The organism is Saccharothrix longispora (genome assembly GCF_031455225.1).
Taxonomy (GTDB): Bacteria; Actinomycetota; Actinomycetes; order Mycobacteriales; family Pseudonocardiaceae; genus Actinosynnema; species Actinosynnema longispora.
The window spans coordinates 7298858-7319491 of the sequence record NZ_JAVDSG010000001.1 but is presented as its reverse complement, the minus strand read 5'-3'; the positions used below and the strand labels follow the sequence as shown (position 1 = coordinate 7319491).

The window sequence follows — 20634 nt, the reverse complement described above, 5'->3', positions numbered from 1 at the left end:
GCCAGGGTCCACGGACTCATCACGGACTGGGCCTGCCCACTGTCCGCCCAAGCGGCCGAAGGCCCCCGGAGGATGTCCGAGGGCCTTCCGACGACGTGGCCGATCACTCGGTGAACAGTCCCTCGATGGTCTTGTTCACCGTCTCGCGCTGCCCGTCGATGCACTTCGCGTAGACCTTCAGGAGCACGTCCACCGAGTGCCCGGCCCGTTCGGCGACCTCAGGAGCCGGGACGCCGCCGTTCAGCCAAAGGGACACGGCCGCGTGTCGAAGGTCATAGGGCCGCCCGGCCAGCGGAGAGGCCACCTGGGAGGGCGTCAGGGCGTACAGGCGCGCCTCCTCCCACACCCGGAAGTAGGTGGACGAGGAGACCATCCCGCCGTTCGGCGACCGGAACAGCCGACCGTCAGGCCCGGTGCCGTACCGGTCGAGGTGGTTCCGCAGGACGCCGACCAGAACCGGCGGGATGGGCACCTGGCGGACCTCCTTCCGCCCCCGGTGCTTGAGGCCGCGCCGGTCGTGGACCTCCCCCGAGTCCGTCCACCGCTTCCCCGCCGCCGGTCGCGACTCACCGAGCGCGAGAACACCCCAGCCCTCCTCAGGCAGGGTGCAGTCGTCCTCACGGAGCGCCAAGCCCTCAGCAGGCCGGGCAGCCGCGTAGTAGCCGACCGCGAAGAACGCCACGAGGTGCGCGCCCCGGTCACGGTTCCGCCGCCCGACGTAGGTCACCGCCGTCAGCAGCCGCGCCACCTGCCCCGGATTGGCGACCACGCGCGGGTCGACCTGCTCCACGACCTTCACGGCCTTCCGCTTCACCCTGGTCAGCGGGTTGTCCGCGATCAGCTCCCGCTCCACGGCGTAGGCCAGGAGGTTGAACAGCACCGCCCGTTTCCGCTGGTAGACGGTCGCAGCCGCGGCCTTGCCGTCGAGCTTCGAGGCCAACGCGTCGAGCACGCCCCGAACGGCCACGGCGTCGGTCACGTCGACCAGCGGGCGCGAGTTCCGGACGAGCCAGGACACCACTTCCTGATCACCGGACGACAGCTCGTCGTCACGAGTGGTCGGGGGCAGCAGATACCGAGACAGCACGCCCCGCAGCTCCGCCACCTCCGGCCGCCCGACTCCATCCCGGACGAACGCCGCCGCAGCCCCCGCCAGGGCTTCCACGGTGCTCGCCCGCGTCGTCGCGGCAGCGTCCGGCCACTTCATGTCCATGTAGGACTGGCAGAACTCCAGGAAGGACAAGGAGTTCCGTTGCCGAATCTCGGAGAGCGGCAGCCCCGTGTCCACGTCGAACGGTTCGCCGTTCCGCGCCGCCCGCGTAAGATCGGACAACCGGCCGGCGGCCAACGCCTTGGTCGCGTACCACTCCGAGTGCTCACGCTTGTCCGTCAGCCACCGGACCGGGTACGGCCGCTTCCGCCCCGTCCGCTTCTTGATCTCCCAGAACTTGACCTTGAACGTGGTCGTCATGCCGCCGCCCCGTAGAGCCCTTCGAGCCAGGCGACGAAGTCCACCTTCCGGCACCGCAGCTCGCCGTTCGGGAGGGCGAAGCACCGAGGCCCCTTGCCGGTCTGCCGCCACTTGTAGAACGTGTCCCGCGAGACCCCTCCGAGCGCTTCTAGCATCTCCGGAACGGTCATCAACTGACCCAGCTCACGCACCTTGCCGTTCATGATCTCCCCCTGTTCATGCAGCTTGGACGGTTGCCGAACTTTCGGGCGGACCAGCCGCAGCGAGCAGCGCCGCCGTGTACTCCGCCTTCCACCTGCGCCGCTCCGCGACCGCGCGCAGCAGCAGGTGTGGCCGTGGTGGCACGTTCGGGTCACCGGGCCGGATGTTGTTCCAGGCAAGCCGTTTGGGCTGGTCGTCTTGCTTGATCCCGACGTCGGCGAGCAGTTGCCGAACGAAGGTGAGCCGGTCGTGCTTGTGGTCGGCGAGCGACTTGCCGGACCACTTCCGCGACACCAGCACCCGCCGGCCAGCCACGCCGAGGGTGGAGCGCTTGTGCGCCTTGCCCTTGCACTTGCCGGGTTCCATCGAGAGCCGAGCGCCCTTGGGCTGGACTCCGTAGAGCAGCCAGACGGGGCACTGTGGCGAGCAGGGTGTGACGGCCAGCTCCGCGCAGAGCCGTTCGGCGTGGTCCTCCTGGCGGTCGGTCCGGGCCTCGAAGCACTCGCCGATGCTCTTGGTGAGGTACTTCGTCAGGTAGCCGATGTGTCGACCGGCCTCCTCGGTTCCGCCGAGGATGCCCTTGGAGTGCACCTGCACCCCGAACCGAGCGACGTGCGCCGGACGCTCGACCTGATCAAGTGCCTCCTCCCACGTCGGCAGGGCCTCCCGCGTCACCGGGTCAATGAACCCCTTGGCCCGCGCGTCCCAGACCGGCCGGTGGTCGCCGTTGTACTTGATCTCGTCGTGGGCGGGCCACCACACCTGGTGGTAGGTGGCTTCGGCGACCGCCCGCAGCTCCGCGCGCGAGATGGAGCCCCGGACGGCGGCGTGCCAGTGCGGCGCCAGCCGACGTTGCGGTTCGACGGTGGAGAAGTACTGCACGTCCCATCCGACGCAGCGTCGGAGGTTCTGCACGAACCGGTCCAGCAGGGCCGCGAAGTGCACCGCGTCCCGAGCCGCCCGCCGGTAGTCGTATGTCGTCGGGTCGACCGGGGTGCCGTCGCTGCGCACCTTGCCGTAGCTGTCCAGGGTCAGCGTGAGGAACGTCGAGGGCCGGTACCTGCCCCCGAACACCCGCCCCACCGTCCGCTTGGTGACGGGCCGCCGGGGTAGGTTGGGAGCGTCCTGCCGCCTCCTGGTCGACCGCTTCCGCACCGCCCGAGGCCGAGCCTCCAGGGCCGGGAGCTTCCCGCGGACTCCGAGCTGCCGCAGCTCCTCGTCAACCCCGGTGACCTCCTCGCGCACCTCCTCCGCGCCGATCTCGTCGCCCTCCTCGACCGCCGCCCGGTACGCCTTGACCAGGTCGGCCCGGAACGCCGTCAGCGCCCGCTGATCCTCGGTCGGCGCGTTCGGGGTGAAGTCGGGTTCCTCGGTCAGGTGCCATCCCTCGCGGCACTGCGCCATCCGCAGCCGCCGGTTCTTCTCCGCGCACGTCGGACACACGCTCGCTACGGTCGAGCCGCACGGCACGGGCACGATGTCCACCCGCCCGGTGTCGAGGTCGATCCGCTCCTTGGCCAGTGGCCGGACGCAGACGCCGTGCTCCTCGGCCACCGCCCGAGCCACATCGAGCGCCGCCGGCTGCCTCATGCGGTCCGCACGGGTCAGGTACTCGCTCACGCCGCCACCTCCCCCGCGCCGTCCGACCGAGTCGGGAAGTCGCGCACCTCTGCATCAGCCAGGAACACCGCCAGCTCGACCAAGTCCGCGTCGGTGACATGAAAGGCCCGAGCCCGCTCCGGCTCCCGCTGCCCGTCCTGCTTCACCCACGCCACGCCAGGCGAGTTCTCGCTGATCTCATGGGCCGCCGCCCCGCGCTGCCGAACGCCGTCGCCAAGGACCATGTCCACCTGTTGTGGCTCGTCCAGGCGCAGCGCCACGCGGGTGCTGAACAGGTGCCGGAACCCCACGACCTCCTTGCGCGGGTCCTGCACCAGACCGACGACCGCGTAGCCGGGAGCCCGTCCCTGCGAGGTGATCGTCTGGATGGCCCGAGCCGCGCGCTCCCGGAGCTGCTTGTCCGGCTGGTAGGCGATCAGGTCCGCCAGCTCGTCGACCACCAGGACCGTGAACGGCTCCCCGGTCGAGCGCGCCCACAGCCGCCGCACACCCCGGTACCGGGCAGCCCGCTCCTTGACCTCCGCTGCCATTCCCTCAAGCAGGGCAACGGCTTCCGGACCGTTGTCGTAGACCACGCGGTCGAAGGCGTCAGGGCACTGCCCGAGTTCCATGCCGCCCTTCGGGTCGATGCCCACCAGGCGCACGAGACCGGCCCGTACCGCCGGAGCGAGCTGCCACACGATCGACCAGAGGACCGAGCCCTTGCCCGCACCGGGCACGCCGACGACGAGGACCTGTGAGCCGAGCAGCCGCAGCCGCCACGGCTTGCCCGTCTCTGTCCGCCCGACCACGACTCGCTTGAGGTCCACCTCAGCGTCAACCAGCGCGGGCACGGACAGCGGCCGGGCCAGCGGGTCACGGTGGACGAAGTCCAGTTCGATCACCCGAGGCCGCAGCACCCGCACCCGACACGACCGAGCCCCGAACGAGTGCGCCAACCCGTCCCGCCGCAGCTCCCACGCCTCCGGAGACTGCGCGGGCACCATCCGCACTCGAACCCGGTCCCGCCACCCCTCGGACCGCACCCGCCGCAGCCAAGGCCGGTACTCACGGCCTCGGTCCCGCTTGGCGAGGTCCGCCAGTCGCATGACCGACCGCCAGCGAGGCACGTAGACCACCGCCCGCCGCCACTCGGTGACCACTCGGAACCAGACGTGTCGCAAGAACGAGTCACGCCCCAGCCCTGCCCAGATGACCAGGCCGGCCACCAGCGACAACAGCGCCAGCACCAGCGGCGACAGCCCGAACCGCCACCAGCACCAGGCCGCCGACAACGGCACCAACGTGGCCACCGGGTACCGGACGACGACGAGCACCAAGCGCACGACCCCGACCAGCGCCAGCCACACCACCGCTATTAGGAACGCCAACCACTTCGCCTTACCCGGCACCAGCGCCCACCACGGCACCCGAGGCCGAACACCCTCGAACGGAGCCGGATCAACCCACTTCCCGCCGCTCATCGCACACCCCCGATGGGGCCGAAGAGGAGGGGCAGCCACCCCAGGCACGAGCAGCAGACAAGCTGGTTCGGGGCGTAGACACCGAACCGCCCGCACGCCCCGCAGGGGCGACCGTTGGGAAGCTTCCACACATCGAACGAACCACGTCGACTTGACGCGCGTCCCTCAAGTACCGATAGCCTTGCCATGACCGGAATCCCTTGTGTGTCAATGAAAAGTGCGCAAGATGCCCGGTCGATGCGTCGCGGGGAACAGGCTAGGCCCGCCAAGACTCGGCCCGTTCCCCGCGACCACACCAACCCGGCTTATCGCTTCAGTTGTCATGCCCCACGCATCGAGCGCGGCGCGTTCAGTCCCTCTCGCTGACCTCGAACAGGTCCTCGAACTCCATCGGGGCGAGCACCGTCAACGCCCCGCTGATGAACGCCTTGCCCGGCTGGATGGACCCCGACCGCACCCGACAGATCGTCGACCGGTGCACCCCCATCGCCGGAGCGAGGCTGTAGTCCGAGTAGTAACCGGCCAGAGCCGTCGCCTTACGGAACACGTCCGTCCGCAGCGAGACCGTGTACCGACTCCGCTGCCGAGGAGCCCGGTCGAAGATCTCCCCGACGATCGACGGCCACAGCTCCGCGCTACTCATCGGCCTCGACCTCCTCGGTGTCATCGCCGCCGGTCTCCAGCACGCGGGCGATGCGCTGGCCCTTGGACCGCTCCCGCTTGGCCCAGTACAGCGCCTCGTGGTGATGACCCCGGTCCACCTCCGCGACCCGGTCGTAGACCTTGGCCGACCGCAGGTAGAAGTCCCGCAAGACCTCAGGCGCGGCATCCGGCGCAGGCATCAACCGACCCACGATCTCGTGCGCGTCCTTGAGCAGCGTCACCGCCATCGCCGCAGCCCACGGGTCAGGTGTCCTGGTCTTGGCCTTCACAGCGCACCTCCCGCACTGTCGAGTTCGTTCGCTCCCTGCTCCAGCGCGGCCCGCAGTCCTCCGAGCGCCGCCCGGTCGATCACCAGGACCACCGGGAACGCCTTGCCGAACCGGACCTCCACCCGGTCGGCGAAGGGCAGCGCCGACCCGCGAATCGGTAAGTCGGCGGTGACGTGGACCCGCACCATGTCCGCACCCACGGGACTACGCGGCCTTGGCGGAGGACTTGACGACGGCCGGCGCCATGCCCGAGGCCCGCAGGCTGTACCCGAGCTTCGCCCGGCACCGATGCCGCTCACCCCCATGAGCACCCCGGCACGCCTTGTCATCGATCCACGGCGTGACCGTCAGCCCTTCGAACACCACCGGCCGCACGTCCGTGCCAGGAATCGCCTCCGGCGGCACCGGCTGATGCGGAGCCGCGATCTTCACCGTCACCACCGCGTCGGTCTTCCGCTCCGCCGCCTGGTCGATCACCAGCACCGACCACACCAACAGCCCCGACTCCTTGTCGGTCTCCTGCTGGACCGGCAGCCCCTTGCTCCGCTCCTCCGCCGTCTGGAACCGCAGCACCGGCTCCACACCCATCACCAGTGCCCCACGGGGGAACACGAAGTCGTGCGACGTGGGGAGCCTGCTCCCACCCGAGATCGCCACAGCCGTTCTCCTGTCGTCAGCGTCGGCCGGACCACCTGTCCGGCATCTCGACACTCACCACTTTCGGCTGATCAGCAGGACGCAAGCACCGCATAGCGGGACTTCTACGGACGTCCTTGGTACTTTGAAGACGTCCCAAGTCGTCACCACGGAGGTACCGATGGCCAACGAACGCCTCCGAGAAGCCCTGCTCCGCAACGGTCTGGACCTGGACCACGTGGCAAGGGCGACCGGCGTGGACCCCAAGACCGTCGAACGCTGGATCACCAGGGGCCGAGTCCCCTACCCCCGCCACCGCCACGCCATCGCCTCGATGGTGCGAGAGACCGAGAACTATCTTTGGCCCGATGCGGTGGCCGCGGACCGCAAGGCCGAGATCGCCGAGTCCGAGGTGGTCAAGGTCTACCCCCACCGCAACAACATCCCCGCGGACCTGTGGGACCGACTCCTCAACGACGCCACCAAGCACATCGAAGTGCTGTCCCTGGCCGCCCTGTTCCTGGTCGAACGCCCCACTTTCGCCAAGGAGCTGCGTCGCAAGGCCGAGGCCGGAACCCGCGTCCGCCTCCTCTTCGGCGACCCAGCCGCCCGCGAAGCGTCCAGGCGAAGCGAGGAGGAGCAGCTAGGCAAGGGCACCGTCGCCGCCCGCATCCGCAACGCCCTGGCGTTCGTCCGCTCACTCGCCGACGTCCCCGGCGTCGAAGTCCGTCTCCACAAGACGACCCTCTACAACTCGGTGTTCCGCTTCGACGACGAGATGATCGTCAACACCCACGTCTACGGCTTCCCCGGCGCCCACGCACCAGCCCTCCACCTCCGCCGTCTCTCCGCAGGCGACCTCTTCGAGACCTACTCCGAGAGCATGGAAGCCGTCTGGGCCGGAGCGAAGCGCGCCACCTTCTGACAGGGTCGAGCCATGACGAGGACCGACTACCTCAACGACCCGAACGCACCGGAGGCGAACAGCATCCGGGTAGCCGTCAGCGCCATCGTCCAGGACCCCACCGGCCGCCTGCTGATGATCCGGCGCACCGACAACGACAAGTACGCCATCCCCGGCGGAGGCCAAGAGGTGGGCGAAACCCTCTCCCAAGCGGCCATCCGTGAGGTGGAAGAGGAAACCGGCATCCACGTCGAGGTCACCGGCCTGGTCGGCCTGTACTCCAACCCCAACCACGTCATCGCATACGACAACGGCGAGGTCCGCCAGGAGTTTTCCATCTGCTTCCGCGCTCAACCCATCGCAGGCGAGCTGCGCACAAGCAGCGAATCCAAAGAGGTCGACTGGGTAGAACCCGAGCGTCTACCGACCCTCGACATCCACCCGTCGATTCGCCTTCGCATCGAACACGGCCTCAGCAACGGGGCCGAGCCCTACTTCACCTGACCTCAACCCCAGCAGCCCTCAACCGAGCCTCCGTACGCTCCACCGCAGCAACCAACTCAGGCTCTGCCTCGCGAATGAAGACCGTCACCAGATCCTCCGGCCCATACCGCGCCCGAATCTCTGCGATTCGCTCATGAACCCCGACCGTGTTCCCATCCGGCCCGGTCGTCATGTCAGCCCACCACAACGCATCCCGCAGGGGTGTCCGCTCATCTACCCAGTGCGCAAGCTCTACCGAGTACATTCTCAGCCTCGCCTCTATATAAGCACAGGAGTGCTGCGCGACTAACGCGCACAAACGTGCCGAGTACCCCTTTCGTTCGAGGTAACGAGCCCCATCAAGCGAATGGAAGCCAGTCCCCGCCAGCTTCGGCGCATAGCCCACATCATGCAAAGCGCTTGCCGCGAAAAGAATGTTTTGATCTTGGCGCGAGAACAGCATACTTATGGAGTGCGAGCGACGCACTACGCCTTGCACATGATGCCACCGCATTGGGAATTCCTCCCTAAGCAAAACTTCTGCTAGGTGCATGGCCTGCCTTACCGAACCGTCCGCCTCCATACCGTCATCGTACAGTCACTCACTGAAACACATCACTCGAACGAGACCTTCCTAAAGCGCACTGTCACCCGTTTGGGTGTAGTCCGCCAGCCTCTTGCAACGTTTACTGCCTCTAACCGATACCTGCTTCGCCTAAGACCCGAGACATCGTCAAGCCGTGGAGACGACGTGCCGCCGACAAGCCCGAACATCTACATAAGACAAAATGACCCTTGGGCACTCCAACTATTGGCGGCACAGAGAAGGCTGTATTCGGATGCCAAAACGATTCACAACGCCCGTATGGTTTTGATAGCACTAGGAACCATAGCGAGTGTCATTTTGGTTCCACTATTTCCACAAACCAGGATTACTATCGGAATCATCTCCGGAACACTGCTCTTTCTGATTTCAATTCTCGGCGGAGCGCAAGAGAAGCGCAAGGCCAAGGAGGCCGCATCCGTACAAGAAGAACTTGACACGAAACTGTTCCAGATTCCGTACAACGAAATGCTGACCGATCAGCCAACGGCGACCCTGATATCAGAAGCGGCGCGCAGATATAAAGGAGAGCCTCTACGGAATTGGTACTCCAACACCAAGAATATACCGCGCCCCCTGGATATTCTCCTATGCCAACGAAGTAACCTTGGCTGGGGATCCTCACTACACCGAAAATGGCAGGCCGTCCTAATCGGCGAGATTGTCGTTCTGACGACGTTGATCGTCATACTTGCGCTGATATGGAGTTTGAGCTTCGCAGAACTGCTCGCATCCATGATCGTCCCAGCACTTCCACTAATAAAAGAACTGACAGAGCAAGCCCACACGCACGGCGACAACGCTCGCAGTAAGGCCGCAGCAGAACAGAAAGTTATGACACTCTGGAAGGCTTCCCTCACCAGACGAAAAAATCTTCAAGAGCAGGACTGCCGAAGCATTCAGGATCGAATCCTGATCGCAAGACAGACGAACGCCAGCATACCCGACTGGTTCAATAAAATAAATCACGGCACTCATGAGGCCGTGATGATCGAGAGCACCGAGGCGTTGATTTCTCAAGCAGTCGAGGCTGGCATCGACCGCGACGAGCCCCAGGGAGAATAATGGGCACTACAGCTCAAGCATTCGTTGATTTCCTCGAAGATCTTACCCCTACGGACTATCACATGGATACAATGGTCCCGGCCAGGAAGGAGTCGGTCGAGGATAAGCTGACTGAGAAGTTTCCACCGACTCACGAAATGCCCTTCTCCGAGGCATACCTCATCGGATCCGCCGCAAAGAAGACCGCCTTGCGCCCCGTTGAAGATACAGACCTCCTAGCAATATTCTCCAACGAAAATAATGCATACTCCACTTACCGCTACGACTCACAGAAGTTTCTTTACAAGATTCGAAATGCTTACCAAGGAACTCAGATTCAGCAGGTAGGCGCGCGCGGCCAAGCGGTACGCGTCTTCTATAAGACAGGAGGCTACGTGGATATCGCACCGGTGTTCGATGCCGGTAGCGGCGATTATCTACTACCCGCTGGGGATGGCTCGTGGATTTACACCAGCCCTTTCAAAGCCAACACTTGGTTTAGGGGCCGAAACGCTGACCTGTCATACAACCTCCCACCCTTGGTGCGCCTGCTAAAGAAGTGGAACAAAGCCCATTCCAAGCGGTTGACCTCTTTTCACCTCGAGACTATCGCCGCAAGTTGCTTCTCTAAGCTAAGTAGCAACCACAGAAGCAACTTGACAGACTTCTTCCGCTGGGCAGCAAACCATCTCGACGTTCAAGACCCTGGCGGACATAGCGGCTACTTGAGCAGCTACCTTAATTGGCCGAAGAGAGATGAAGTAATCCGCTCGTTTTCCACAGCTCTGACACGGGCCGAGATCGCTCTAGAGAAGGAACGTGAAGGCGACCACACCGAAGCTAAACGCCAGTGGGGCATCATTCTCGGCGAGGGCTTCCCTAGCTAATCAATCGGCTTGCCGAATTCTGCTCTACGGGATCAAGGCGCGCCGCCTGCGGCAGCGCGCGGCCGGGCAGTCCTCACGTCGGCGCCGACTCCCGCATCACGGCTCGCCGGGCTCCCGCTTCGCTCCACCCGGCGGCCGTGCGCGGAGTCGGTGCATGTGGTCCGGAGGCGGCGCGTCGCGGCAACGGCATGAGGGAGCACCGGGGCAACGCCGTCTGGGCGCAACGGAGCTGGAGGCCGAGGAGTCCCGCGGCTTGCCGGTCGGGACGATCGCGCGGTTGCCCAGCTACGGTGGTGGCCGGGGCGATCGGCTGCCGCGACGGCTGCGCCGCCTTGCCATCGGGTCTTGGGCGCACTGGTGTGAGAGCCGCTGGAGGGCAACGCGCGGACTACGGACTCTTCACGGACTGGCTGTGTGGCGTGGTGAGCGCCAGGACCGGGTTCGGGCAGGTCAGGCGATGCACAGCGCGACTTGGGCCACGCGCCTTCCTAAACCGTGTGTCGCAGGTTCGAATCCTGCCGGGGGCACTCACCTTTCGCCGGGTGAATCAGGCCCTGAGCAGCGGCAACGCGCTCGGGGCCTGATCTTTTACGTCAGTCGCCGTCAGCCGGAATCCGCCCCTGTCCGCCGGGGTCCGCGGAATCAGGACAGCCCTCCGGGGCGTCTCCCGCAAAGGGCCGGAAGTGATCTGACTCACCGAGTGAGCAGTGATTCGATCTCCTTGCCGACCGTCTCGCGCCGACCTTCGACGCATTCACGCACACCTTCGGCAGCACGTCCACCGCATGGCCGCCACGCTCCGCTACCCCGGTGCCGGAACACCGCCGTTCAGCCGGAGCGAGACCGCCGCGTGGCGCAGGTCGTACGGCCGTCCGACCCGGTGGCGCACCGGTCGAGGTGGTCCCGCAGGATGCCGAACAAAACCGGCGGGATCGGCACCGGCCGCACCTTCTTCGCGCCCCGGCGCTTCAGGCCCACCAGTCGTGCGCCTTCCCAGAGTCGGTCGCTTCCCCGCCGCCGGTCGCGACTCGCCGGCATGACGACGCCCCGGCCCTTGGCCGGCAGAACGCGGTCATCGACCCGTAGCGCCAGGCCCTCCGCAGGCCGGGCCGCCGCGTGAGAACACCGCCAGGTGCGCGCCCGGAGCCTGGTTGCGCCGCCCGATGTAGGTCACGGCCGTCAGCAGCCGCGCGACTCGGCCCGGGTCGGCGACCATGCGCGCGTCCCCTGGCGACGACTCGTCGGCCTTCTGCCGCACCCCGGTCGACGGGTTGTCCGGGATCAACTCCCGCTCCACGGCGTCCACCGCCACTGGCATCCAGCGTGCCCCGGGAACCACCCCGCTTGTTCGGCGAGCCATTTCGTGACCAGCCGCTATGTCCAACCTGGCCGCGTTGTTCGGGCGACAAGCCCGCGAGGAGCTCCATGCGGCCCTACCACCCGCACGGAGCAGCAGGGCCGTCGTACGAAACGAGTGAGGTCGATGCGGTTTCGAACTCGCCGCCTCAACCAACCCGGCAGCCTGTCAAACCAGTTCAGAGCCCCAAAGCGATGTCTGTACCAACCCCTGCGCCTACAGCAAGACCAAGAACTCGGCGGCTGTGAGACCGGCTTGGCGCACGATGGACGCGAGCGTGCCGCGCTTGACGGTGCCGTGCATCGGAAGGATGACGGTGCGGCCATCGGGTGTCGCCATACGGCGTGGCTGCCCTTGGTACGCATGTGCTCGAACTCCAGGGACTTCAAGACGCGCTCGACCTTGCGGACCGGCAGGTCGGCCAGGGCCGGGCTCATGCGGCGCTGCCGGGCACGTTGAAGTGGGTCACCAGCGGAGCGGGGGTGATGGTTGGTGCCGGCGTGTGCTCGAGGTACAGCCCCACGGCTTCAGCGAGGTTGGTCAACGCCTCGTCGATCGTGTGACCCTGGCTGGCCACGTCCACTTCCAGGCACTGGGCCACGTACCAGTCCTCTTCCTGGTGGACGGCGGCAGTGAAGGTATGCGGGTGGCTCATGGGGCCAGTGTCCCACCGGAGGACGGAGAGCGGCAGCCGTCGCAGGCCACGTGTCGCAGAACGCCTTTCAACGGACTTTGAGCAGTCGGTAGGCGGGCCGCCCTACCAAGGCCCACCTCGACCATCCGCCGGGGTGTGGCTGGTGGTCGGTTCCGGCGGTGGTGCGGGGTCGACGGTGGTTGTAGTGCATGTTCCATACCGTCAGGGCGGCGGTGCGTTGTTGTTCGCTGGTCCGGCGTGGGCGTAGAGGAGGTCCTCGCCCAGGATGCGCTGCAGGCGGGCGCCATGTAGCACGGTGGCGGTGTTCTTGGCGCGTTCGACCTGTCCGGCCTGGTCGCTGCCTCGGCCGTGGACCCACCAGCCGCCTCAGACGGAGATCACCCCGACCTCCTGGCCGGCGGGTGTGGCCGTCGTCTACGGCGCGTCCTGCCAGTGGACGCAGGTGGGACGCGCTCCGTCCGACTCCATGAACTCCTTCACGGCCTGCCGGACAACGTCGATCGACACTTCCGAGTTCGGAGGGAACTCGCGCTGGTGACCCATGTAGAAGTATGAACGCGGTTCGCCGTCCACCGCCCCCTCGCCCGCACTGACGACACCGCGCGGCCACGCCCGCCCGGAGTACCGGATCACACCGTGATCAACCGCGATACCGATGTCCAACCCTTGCGCGTACGGGTCGCCGGACAAGTGGACGTCCATCAGGATGGGCGCTGCCGGCGGAGACTCGCCGCACACACGGTCGACCAAGTCGTCCACTTCGTCCACAGTGGACACCCCCACGGGAGTATCGCCGTGCTCGTACAGGTAGTACACGTCCAAGGCACCCACTCCGAGGTCCCGCCTCCCTCGATTCCCACCCGAACCTGCCCCCGTCAGGACCGTAGACCGTCATCGTGAAGCCGGGCGGGGGACTACCCGGAACCAGCGCGTCACATCCCATCGGACCGCGACACGACGGGACTTGATCCCCTCCGCGAAGAACCGGAGAGCTTCCCGCGCCCCTCATCCTTGCCGTTCACTTCCTCGTGGACCCCGCCACTCGGGTCGATCCACCGCCCGTGCGTCTTCTGCCCGACGCCGGACATCACCGAGGGTGGCAGTCCCCGTCGTGGTTCCTCGATCCGCTCGGGTGTCACAGGAGCGGGAGGTTCGGAGATGCCCCGGACGACGGCGACCGGCCCTCGCGGAACCCTCGGTCCACGGCGACCGCGGGTTCGTGTGGCACCCCGTACGAGTCCCGCCGAGGAGTGGTCGCCGTCGGGTGGCTCAGGGGCCGCACCGGCCGTTCACGGGACCGGCCAGCCCCGTGTAGACGTACGCGTCGCTGACCCAGGTGCCGTCGGTGAGCCGGTTCCACAGGCTGGAGGTCCCCCACCGGCCGGTGTGGCTGGTGCCGTCGGCCGAGCAGGCGATGCTGACGGTCGCCCCGTCGGCCACCGTGCCGGACACCGGGTAGCCGACTCCCGGGCCGGAGCGGCGGTTCACCGTGGCCAGGTCGTTGGCGTCGACGATGCCCTGGGTGCGGCCGAGGGCGCCGTAGTTCTGCACCTGGCCGCCCACGGGGACGGAACGGCTGCCGTGCAGTGCCGAGCCTCCGTACTGGGCGCCGCCGTTGCGGAACAACCACTTCCCGATGATGTGGTTGGCGATGCCGACGAAGTTCCCGTTGTGCATCAGGGAGAAGTGCACGTGCCGCGCGTTCGCGGCGCCGCCGCACCCGATCTCCGTCCCGGTGTCGCCCAGGTGGGTGCCCGCCGACACCGGCGTCCCGTCGGCCCGGAGGTGGTTCCACAGGTGGTAGTAGCGGCTGGCGTAACCGTCGGGGTGCAGGATCCTGATCATGCCGACGCACGGGGTGTAGGCCAGCCCGTCCCGCACGGCCAGCACCCGCTGGTCGCCGCCCGCCAGGTCGAGCGAGCTCCACGGTCCGCTGCCCGCGTCGTGGGCGTGCGGACCGCCGAGCACGGTCCACGACTGGCCGACCGCCCACGGCAGGCCCATGCCCGTCCGGTAGTCGCCGTTCACCGCCGCGCTCAGCCGACCTCCGTGCGCGGCGAACACGGCGCTCTCCCGCTCCGAGAGCACGCCGGACCGCGCGGCGAGGTCGGCGAACGCGGGCTGCCCGTCGAGGGCCACCCGCCAGGCCGGTCCCGCGCCGTCGCGCTCGGCGATGAACAGCCAGTCCCTCGGCAGCGCGTCCGCGCCCGGCGGCGTGGTGAGCACGACCGTGCCGTACGCCTGCCGTCGGTCGGACCGCAGCACGCGCACCTCGGCGCCGGTCAGGTGGGCGGCTTCCGCCGCTCCCGCCCGGTCGCGCGCCGCCCGCGTCACCTGCTCGACCAGGTCCGCCGAGGCCGCGCCCGCGACCGAAGCCCCCGAAGCCACCGGGGTCGCCACGACCGCTCCCGCGACCGGGACGGCGACCGCGAACCCCACCACCACGACCGCGACCGCGGCCACCCACCGGACGGTCCTGCCCATGTCGACACCTCCGTGGCTCCGAGCACCCGACGCTAACGCCGGTGTGACCGGACGACGGGGTTGTTGCCCGGCCGCGCCGGCCCGCGCAACAACCCCGCGATCGCCGTCTTGTGCCTGTCCCCGAACGACGCCGATACTGCGGAGCGTGCTGACGTCGACCGGCAGGGTGACCACGGGGCGCCCCAACAAGATGGTCGACGACGAGGGCCGCTTCGCCTGCCGCACCCGGATCGCCTGGTTGCTGCGGACGAGCAGGCTGTACGGGCACGACCCCGACCTGGCCGTGGCGCGGCACTGCGTCACGGCCCTGTCCGCCCACCTGGGTCCGGTCACGCCCAGTCGGATCTCCCGGTGGGAGAACGGCGTGCAGCCCGTGCCCTACCGCGTGATCCGCTCCTACGAGCACGTCCTCGGGCTGCCCGCCGGGCGTCTCAGCGCCGCGGTCGACACCGTGCACCAGGTCCGCTCGGTCCGGCCCGGCGCACCGCGCCTGGACCGCCGGTTCGTCCCGGGCGCGCGCCTCGCCTCCGAGCTCGACGACCTGCTCGACCGGTGCCTCGGGGACGCACCGGTGCGCGGCGCGGACTGGGACGCGATGAGCGCGCGGGTGCTCGCGCTGCCCCACGTCTACCTGCCGAGGGCCACGTGGGGCCTGCTCACGACCCGCCTGCTCGCCGAGATGTCGGTCTCGCGCTGGTACGCCTACCTGCCCCGGTGGGAGGCGCTGCGCAGGTTGCAGGGCCATCCCGTGGCCCGCGGCGCGATCGCCGCGGCGGTGGCCGAGATGGTCGCGGACCCGGCCGGCCAGGTCGTCGTCGACCCGCTCATGCTGCTGGTGCACGACCGGCACTCGACCCGGTTGCTGGTGGGCGAGGTCGCCGCGCCGACGAGCGAGCGGACGCTGCACGCCGCGCTGGCCGTCTGCGAGCTGGCCGCCGAGGCGGGGCGGTTCGGCGGTGAGGACGCCGCCGCGCTCGACGTGCTCGTCCGCGCCCACCTGGCCGACCGCGGCCTGCCCGCCCACGTCCGGCCGGCGGCCGTGGACCTGGCGGCCAGGCTGGCGCCGCCCGGGACGCGGCCTGCCGCCGGAGCGGGTCGTGGCGACCAGGACGTCGCGGCGGGACGCGCGGCGGTGGTCGCCTCGCTCACCACCGCGGCGGAGGCGGCGCTCGACGTGACCGCCAGGGGAACCTCGGCGAGCGAGAACCGCATGCTGTCGCGGCTGGTGGACGAGCTGCTCTTCAGCGGGAAGGTGGACGTGCGGCTGGGCGCGGCGGCGGTGCTGGCGGCGAGCCCGTTCGGCGGGCCGCTGGGGGACGCGCTGGCGGACGACCTGGTCGCGCCGGCGGCGAACGGCGGCCGGTCGCCGCTGCTGGGCGAACGGGTCTTCGCGCTCGGCGCGCTCGGCGGCGCGGGGCACCGGCGCGCGCTGGAGGCGCTGCTCGGCGGCCGGGTGCCGTCCGCGGTGGCGGCGCAGGCGGCCGTGGGCCTGGGGAACCTGCCGGGGCGCACCGGTCCCGCGGTGTTCGCGCAGGCCGTGCGCCGGCACGGCGGCGCGTGGCGGCGGAGCGGGCGCGACGACGCGGAGGAGGTGCTGCGCGCCGTGGTCTACGCGGCCGGGATGCAGGGCGCGACGTCCGTCCTGGCGGACGTGCGGGGCAGGCCGGACCTGCCGGCGGGGGTCCGCGCGGCGGCGGGCTGGTGGCTGGCGCGGCCCGGTGCCGCGCCAGAGGAGTAATTGCGATCACCGGCGGCTCCGGAAACAACGCGTGCCGCCACCGGGCTCCCTGGTGGAATCGACTCGCGTACTCGGCCGGCTTCCCTGTCCTCCGGAGCGGTGAACGCCCCGGATGAGCCGACCCCCTCCCGGCCGTCACGCCCGACAGCGGAGGTAGGACATGAGATCACGACTCCTGACCGGCTCGGTGGTGGTCGCGCTGGTCGCCACGCAGGCGGTGGCCGGCACCGCCGCCGCCGAACCGGTGGCCGACCTCGCCTCGGTGGTGACGGCGCGGATGCACGCCGCCGCGCCCGTCGCCGCGACCGCGTCGACGACGCCCCGGGTGAACGTCACCGAGCAGGACGGGGAGTGGGCGTTCGGCACCGCGGTGCTGGCGACCGCGCGGGGATCGGACGACCACCCGACGGGCTGGCTGTTCGTCGCCCACCGGGACGGCGCCGGGTGGGAGGTCGCCCTGGAGGGCGAGCCGGCCTTCGCCGACCTCGCGGCGGGGGCGCCGGTGGTGTCCGAGGCGGAGCGCCCGCTGCTGACCGCGCTGGGTCGCCCGGCGGCGTTGGGGCCCGGGGACTGGCGCACCGGCATGGCCCTGCCGTTCGCGGTGGGCCAGTCATGGGGGATGCCCGGCGGCCCCCACGGCTGGAGCGGCGCGGCGGCGCCGTGGAGCTCGCTCGACCTGGCGGGCGGCGACCAGGTGGTGCGCGCCGCCCGGGGCGGCACGGCGTACACGATGTGCACGGGGTGGATCCGGGTCATCCACGATCGCGGCTACTCCACCGACTACTACCACCTGTGGAACAGCATCAACGTCAACGGCGCGTCCGTCGGCCAGGGCGCGTTCCTCGGCAACACCGGCACGGACGTCACCTGCGGCGGCGCCGCGTCCGGCAGGCACGTGCACTTCGCGCTGCGCCAGAACAGCGCGTACATCGGCATCGCCAACCACGACGTCGGCAAGTGGGTGCTGCAGAACGGGGCCGCCGCCTACCAGGGTTCGGCGCTGCACGGCAGCGCGCGCGCCTACGCGGGCGGCTCGCTCCACAACCACGGCGCCCTCGGGTTCACCCAGGCCGTCATGGACGCCAACGGCGGCGGCGTGGTGAACAAGCGCACCGGTCCGGGCTCCGGGCACGCGCTGGCGGGCACGGTGGCCGACGGCGCGACCGTGAACGTCGCCTGCTCCGCCAACGGCACGAGCCACACCGGCCGGTGGGGGACCTCCAGCCTGTGGAACCGGCTCACCGACGGCACCTGGGTCAGCGACGCCTACATGTGGACCGGCCTCTCCGTGCCGGTCAACGGTTACTGCTGACCCTTCGCCGGGGTCTCCCGCACGGTTCCCCTCCGCCCGGCTCGGGACGGGCGGAGGGGACGATGCGCCATGCGCTCGGACAGCTGGCACCTCACCGATGACGTCGACGAGTTCCTCGCCCGGGCGGGGGACTTCCTGCGCTCCCGCCCCGACCTGCACACCATGACGGCGACGGTCGCCGAGAAGGCGCGCACCCGCGGCGCGGCCACCTCGTTCGGCTGGCTGGAGTCCGGCGGCGGGGTCCGCGCCCTGTTCCACCTGCTCCCGTCGTCGCGCCGGCTGAACACCGGCCCCCTCTCCCCCGGCCAGGCCGACGCCCTCGCCGCCCGCCTGGCCGACCGCCCGCTCGCCGGGGTCACCGCCGTGCGGGACACCGCCGCCGCGTTCGCCGAGGCCTGGCGGCGGCACACGGGGGCGACCCCGGTGCCCGGCCAGGGGGTGCGCCTCCACCGGCTCGGCGCGCTCACCCCGCCGGAGCCCGCGCCGGCCGGCCGGGCCCGCGCCGAGGAACCGCACGACCGCGGGCAGGTCGTCCGCTGGTGCCACGAGTTCATGGCCGCCGTCGACGAGACCCCCACCACCGCCTGGGCGGACTCCCGGTACGCGGACAAGCACTACACGTTCTGGGAGACCCCGGACGGCACCCCCGTGTCCATGGCCGGCTCCACGTCGGTGGTCGCCGGCATGGCCCGGGTGGACCCCGTCTACACCCCGGCGCACCTCCGCGGGCGCGGCTACGCGGCCGCCGTCACGGTCGCGGTGAGCCGGGCGGCGCTGGACTCGTGCGCCACGCACGTCGTGCTGTTCACGGACCCCGGCAACGCCACCAGCAACGCCCTCTACCGGCGGATCGGGTACGTCCCCGTCGCCGACTTCGCCGCGTTCGCCTTCTCCGACGACGGCGGGGACCGGACATTGGCCACCAACGTGTGACGACACGTGGCGCGTGCACAACGGCGACCACGCCGGAACACGCCCACGAAGTGCGGAGTTGTTGTGGCGCAAGGGAAAGCCCGTTGCCGTCCGGAACGTGCAGCTAAGGTCCCGAGTACACACTGGACGTTGTGCGCCCACCACACAACCCGCCCGAGGTCCGCATGCCGCACACCATCAAGCTCCGCACCGCCGCCTTCAGCAAAGCCGTGCGACTGGCGGGCTTCCGGTCCGACTACGCGCTCGCCCAGGCGATGGACGTGAACCGCTCCACGATCAGCCGCGTGGTCAAGGGGACGCTCCGTCCCGGCGGGGCGTTCATCGCGGGCGCGCTCGTGGCGCTCTCACCGATGCAGTTCGACGACCTGTTCGAGATCACCCATGAGGACTGAACCCCGGTGGCACCACGAGGCGGTTGCGGTGACATCACTGTGGTGCCATAGTGGTGCCATGGACTTGACGCCCTACGTCGACAACCTCCGCCGGGAACTGGCCGCCGCCGCCGAGGCCGGCGGCGCGGAGGCCCGCGCCCTGGCCGAGCGGCTGGTCCTCCCGCTGGAGTCGGCTACGCGGTTGACGCTGCTCGAAGCCCTGTCCGCCGCCGCCGACGAGATCACGCGGGACCTGGCGCCGGGCAGCGTCGACGTGCGGTTGCGGGGGCGCGATCCCGAGTTCGTCGTCGCGGTGCCCGATGATGCCACGACACACCAGGATGATGCCACCGAGGTGCCACCGGTGGTGTCGGACGAGGGTCCGGTGACGCGGATCAACCTCCGGCTGCCCGAGCACCTGAAGGTCCGGGTCGAGGAGGCCGCCGCCCGCGAGGGGATCTCGGTCAACGCCTGGCTCGTGCGGGCCGCGGCGGCCGGGCTCGGCCCGGCCGGGAGGGCGCCGGGCCGGACGGCACCGGGCAGGACGACTTCGGGCAGGACGGCGGGCACGGCCCCGGGCGCCACCTCGACCGGCGTCGGCCAGCGCTACACGGGCTGGGTCCGCTAGCCCCACCTGCGACAACGCTCCCACCACCCATTCCGAGGGGACAGCCATGCCCATTTTCGACACCCCCGACCCGATCGAGGTCGACCTCGACCTCGTCTACGGCGGCACCCTGCTCACCGCGGGCGAACGCGACCGGACCACCGTCGAGGTCCGCCCCACCGACCCGGCCTCGGAGAAGGACGTCAAGGCCGCCGGCACCACGACCGTCGAGTTCCACGACGGCCGGCTGACCGTGCGCAGCCGCCGGACCACGAACTTCCTCGCCAAGCCGGGCTCGGTCGACCTGGTCGTCGAACTCCCGGCGGGCTCCGCCGTCACGGCGCGCGGGCAGCTCGTCGACTTCCGCGGTGAGGGCGCGCTCGGCGAGTGCCGCATCAAGACCTCCGCCGGTCACATCCGCCTCCAGGACACCGGGGCCGCGCGCCTGGAGACGTCCACCGGCGACATCGCGGTGGCGCGGGCGTCGGGCCGGGTGGACGTGCGGACCGGCTCCGGCGAGGTGCGCATCGGCACGCTCGACGGGTCCGGCGAGATCAAGAACTCCAACGGCGCGACCCGCCTGGGCGAGGTCACCGGAGAGGTGCGGGTCAACGCGGCCAACGGCGAGATCGTCATCGACCGCGCCGGGGGCGACGTGCACGCCAGGAGCGCCCACGGCCACATCCGCGTCCACGACGTCGCGCGCGGCTCGGTGACGCTGGAGACCTCGGTCGGCGAGCTGGAGGTGGGCGTCCGCGAGGGCACGGCCGCCTGGCTCGACGTGCGCTCCCGGACCGGCCGCGTGCGCAACGAGCTGAGCACCTCCGACGCGCCGGGCGAGACCGACGAGCGGGTCGAGGTCCGCGGCCGCACCACGCTCGGCGACATCCTCGTCCGCCGCGCCTGATCACGAAGCACGAGGGGGACAAGAC

At 69.4% G+C, this 20634-nt stretch carries 24 protein-coding genes; 10 read left to right on the top strand and 14 right to left on the bottom strand.

All coding sequences use genetic code 11. The annotated features are described in order from the left end of the window. Positions 1–103: 103 nt before the first annotated feature. From J2S66_RS31830 to J2S66_RS31795, 8 genes are all read right to left on the bottom strand, one after another. A complete protein-coding gene (locus J2S66_RS31830; protein ID WP_310311856.1) occupies positions 104–1471 on the bottom strand; it encodes a tyrosine-type recombinase/integrase in 1368 nt (455 codons plus the stop codon). Further along, entirely contained in the window at positions 1468–1626 is a 159-nt protein-coding gene (locus tag J2S66_RS31825; RefSeq protein ID WP_486374915.1) for a helix-turn-helix transcriptional regulator, read from the bottom strand. The genes J2S66_RS31830 and J2S66_RS31825 overlap by 4 nt, the downstream gene beginning before the upstream one ends. Positions 1627–1687: 61 nt before the next feature. Continuing rightward, positions 1688–3262: a replication initiator gene (locus tag J2S66_RS31820; RefSeq protein WP_310315226.1), complete on the bottom strand. Its 1575-nt coding sequence runs from the start codon at positions 3260–3262 to the stop codon at positions 1688–1690. A gap of 26 nt (positions 3263–3288) precedes the next feature. Beyond that, positions 3289–4755: an FtsK/SpoIIIE domain-containing protein gene (locus J2S66_RS31815; protein ID WP_374726159.1), complete on the bottom strand. Its 1467-nt coding sequence runs from the start codon at positions 4753–4755 to the stop codon at positions 3289–3291. A 349-nt stretch (positions 4756–5104) separates the two neighbouring features. Further along, entirely contained in the window at positions 5105–5398 is a 294-nt protein-coding gene (locus J2S66_RS31810; RefSeq protein ID WP_310311850.1) for a transcriptional regulator, read from the bottom strand. Next, positions 5391–5687: an AMED_5909 family protein gene (locus tag J2S66_RS31805; protein ID WP_310311848.1), complete on the bottom strand. Its 297-nt coding sequence runs from the start codon at positions 5685–5687 to the stop codon at positions 5391–5393. Before J2S66_RS31805 ends, J2S66_RS31810 begins: the two co-directional genes overlap by 8 nt. Further along, complete coding sequence (locus tag J2S66_RS31800) at positions 5684–5875, bottom strand: hypothetical protein (protein WP_310311844.1); 192 nt, start codon at positions 5873–5875, stop codon at positions 5684–5686. Before J2S66_RS31800 ends, J2S66_RS31805 begins: the two co-directional genes overlap by 4 nt. A gap of 16 nt (positions 5876–5891) precedes the next feature. Continuing rightward, complete coding sequence (locus tag J2S66_RS31795; RefSeq protein ID WP_310311841.1) at positions 5892–6344, bottom strand: hypothetical protein; 453 nt, start codon at positions 6342–6344, stop codon at positions 5892–5894. A gap of 160 nt (positions 6345–6504) precedes the next feature. Between J2S66_RS31795 and J2S66_RS31790 the strand changes: the two genes are divergently transcribed. After that, on the top strand, positions 6505–7248 hold the full coding sequence (locus J2S66_RS31790) for a DUF5919 domain-containing protein (protein ID WP_310311838.1): 744 nt from the start codon (positions 6505–6507) through the stop codon (positions 7246–7248). 12 nt (positions 7249–7260) lie between these two features. Beyond that, positions 7261–7731 (top strand): NUDIX hydrolase, encoded by a 471-nt coding sequence (locus J2S66_RS31785; protein ID WP_310311835.1) that lies wholly within the window; start codon positions 7261–7263, stop codon positions 7729–7731. On the opposite strand, the gene J2S66_RS37230 is transcribed toward J2S66_RS31785, so the two are convergent. Beyond that, a complete protein-coding gene (locus J2S66_RS37230) occupies positions 7724–8224 on the bottom strand; it encodes an HD domain-containing protein (protein WP_374726227.1) in 501 nt (166 codons plus the stop codon). The genes J2S66_RS31785 and J2S66_RS37230 overlap by 8 nt on opposite strands. Positions 8225–8461: 237 nt before the next feature. Between J2S66_RS37230 and J2S66_RS31780 the strand changes: the two genes are divergently transcribed. Beyond that, positions 8462–9379, top strand: a complete 918-nt coding sequence (locus J2S66_RS31780) for an S-4TM family putative pore-forming effector (protein WP_310311832.1) — start codon at positions 8462–8464, stop codon at positions 9377–9379. After that, positions 9379–10245 (top strand): SMODS domain-containing nucleotidyltransferase, encoded by an 867-nt coding sequence (locus J2S66_RS31775; protein WP_310311830.1) that lies wholly within the window; start codon positions 9379–9381, stop codon positions 10243–10245. Before J2S66_RS31780 ends, J2S66_RS31775 begins: the two co-directional genes overlap by 1 nt. A 1072-nt stretch (positions 10246–11317) precedes the next feature. On the opposite strand, the gene J2S66_RS31770 is transcribed toward J2S66_RS31775, so the two are convergent. From J2S66_RS31770 to J2S66_RS31755, 5 genes are all read right to left on the bottom strand, one after another. Next, the gene (locus J2S66_RS31770; RefSeq protein ID WP_310311828.1) at positions 11318–11563 is read right to left on the bottom strand and encodes a hypothetical protein; all 246 of its coding nucleotides are present in this window, start codon (positions 11561–11563) and stop codon (positions 11318–11320) included. 255 nt (positions 11564–11818) lie between these two features. Next, a complete protein-coding gene (locus tag J2S66_RS37225) occupies positions 11819–11905 on the bottom strand; it encodes a type II toxin-antitoxin system HicA family toxin (RefSeq protein WP_374726226.1) in 87 nt (28 codons plus the stop codon). Between the two features lie 130 nt (positions 11906–12035). After that, positions 12036–12257: a type II toxin-antitoxin system HicB family antitoxin gene (locus tag J2S66_RS31765; protein ID WP_310311826.1), complete on the bottom strand. Its 222-nt coding sequence runs from the start codon at positions 12255–12257 to the stop codon at positions 12036–12038. Positions 12258–12671: 414 nt separating this feature from the next. Then, the gene (locus J2S66_RS31760; protein ID WP_310315224.1) at positions 12672–13040 is read right to left on the bottom strand and encodes an Imm1 family immunity protein; all 369 of its coding nucleotides are present in this window, start codon (positions 13038–13040) and stop codon (positions 12672–12674) included. Between the two features lie 486 nt (positions 13041–13526). Next, complete coding sequence (locus J2S66_RS31755) at positions 13527–14741, bottom strand: peptidoglycan DD-metalloendopeptidase family protein (protein WP_310311824.1); 1215 nt, start codon at positions 14739–14741, stop codon at positions 13527–13529. Between the two features lie 145 nt (positions 14742–14886). Here J2S66_RS31755 and J2S66_RS31750 point away from each other — a divergent pair, with 145 nt between their 5' ends. From J2S66_RS31750 to J2S66_RS31725, 6 genes are all read left to right on the top strand, one after another. Beyond that, positions 14887–16479, top strand: coding sequence for a hypothetical protein (locus J2S66_RS31750; RefSeq protein WP_310311822.1), 1593 nt, complete (start codon positions 14887–14889; stop codon positions 16477–16479). Positions 16480–16639: 160 nt separating this feature from the next. After that, entirely contained in the window at positions 16640–17791 is a 1152-nt protein-coding gene (locus J2S66_RS31745) for a M23 family metallopeptidase (protein ID WP_310311820.1), read from the top strand. A 69-nt stretch (positions 17792–17860) separates the two neighbouring features. Then, positions 17861–18724: a GNAT family N-acetyltransferase gene (locus tag J2S66_RS31740; RefSeq protein ID WP_310311818.1), complete on the top strand. Its 864-nt coding sequence runs from the start codon at positions 17861–17863 to the stop codon at positions 18722–18724. Positions 18725–18855: 131 nt separating this feature from the next. Next, a complete protein-coding gene (locus tag J2S66_RS31735; RefSeq protein ID WP_310311816.1) occupies positions 18856–19116 on the top strand; it encodes a transcriptional regulator in 261 nt (86 codons plus the stop codon). 58 nt (positions 19117–19174) lie between these two features. Next, positions 19175–19723: a toxin-antitoxin system HicB family antitoxin gene (locus J2S66_RS31730; protein WP_310311813.1), complete on the top strand. Its 549-nt coding sequence runs from the start codon at positions 19175–19177 to the stop codon at positions 19721–19723. 46 nt (positions 19724–19769) lie between these two features. Further along, positions 19770–20609, top strand: a complete 840-nt coding sequence (locus J2S66_RS31725; RefSeq protein ID WP_310311811.1) for a DUF4097 family beta strand repeat-containing protein — start codon at positions 19770–19772, stop codon at positions 20607–20609. The last annotated feature ends 25 nt before the right edge of the window (positions 20610–20634 follow it).